At 60.7% G+C, this 774-nt stretch carries 1 protein-coding gene; it reads left to right on the top strand.

The window, feature by feature from the left end; genetic code table 11:
- Positions 1-65: 65 nt before the first annotated feature.
- A protein-coding gene (locus tag ACXAJT_RS27595; protein ID WP_475242227.1) for an IS5 family transposase occupies positions 66-774 on the top strand; the annotation gives its coding sequence in 2 pieces (ribosomal slippage) (positions 66-387 and positions 387-774; 710 coding nt annotated over the 2 pieces). This gene is flagged as partial in the annotation.

Here is a 774-nt window from a genome sequence, read left to right as displayed (position 1 = left end):
TAGGGTCAGGACCCATTGATTTGGTTGGACGAGCGTGATTCACCGTTCGAAAACGAGCGGTGAACATGTCTGATCTTTTTTGGCTGAGCGATGCGCAGATGGCGCGTCTGGAGCCTTACTTCCCCAAGTCGCACGGCAAGCCCAGGGTTGATGACCGGCGTGTCCTGAGCGGGATTATCTTCATCAATCGCAATGGCTTGCGGTGGCGAGATGCGCCGAGGGAATACGGCCCGCACAAGACGCTCTACAACCGCTGGAAGCGTTGGAGCGACAGGGGTGTCTTCGCCCGGATCATGGCGGGGTTGGCGGCCGAGCACGGTGAGGAGACGACCGTGATGATCGACGCAACTCATCTGAAGGCCCATCGCACGGCGTCCAGCCTGGGCGTGAAAAAGGGGGGCGTGGTCGTCTGATTGGCCGAACCAAAGGCGGCATGAATACGAAGCTGCACGCGATCTGCGACAGCCAGGGCCGACCCATCGACCTGTTCCTGACTGCCGGACCCGTCAGCGACTACATCGGGGCGCGTGCCCTGGTCAGCGGGTTGCCCAACGTGAAGTGGCTGCTCGGAGATCGTGGCTATGATGCCGATTGGTTCAGAGAAGCCTTGCAGGACAAGAAGATACGTCCTTGCATCCCGGGCCGGAAGAAACGCAAGACGCCCGTCCGGTACGACAAGCGCAGATACAAACGGCGCAACCGGATCGAGATCATGTTCGGCAGGCTCAAGGACTGGAGGAGGGTTGCGACCCGGTACGACCGCTGCCCACAAGC

The organism is Salipiger sp. ABF4_146 (genome assembly GCF_056161345.1).
Note: the sequence above shows the minus strand (reverse complement) of the source record. Positions and strands in the feature narration are given on the sequence as shown.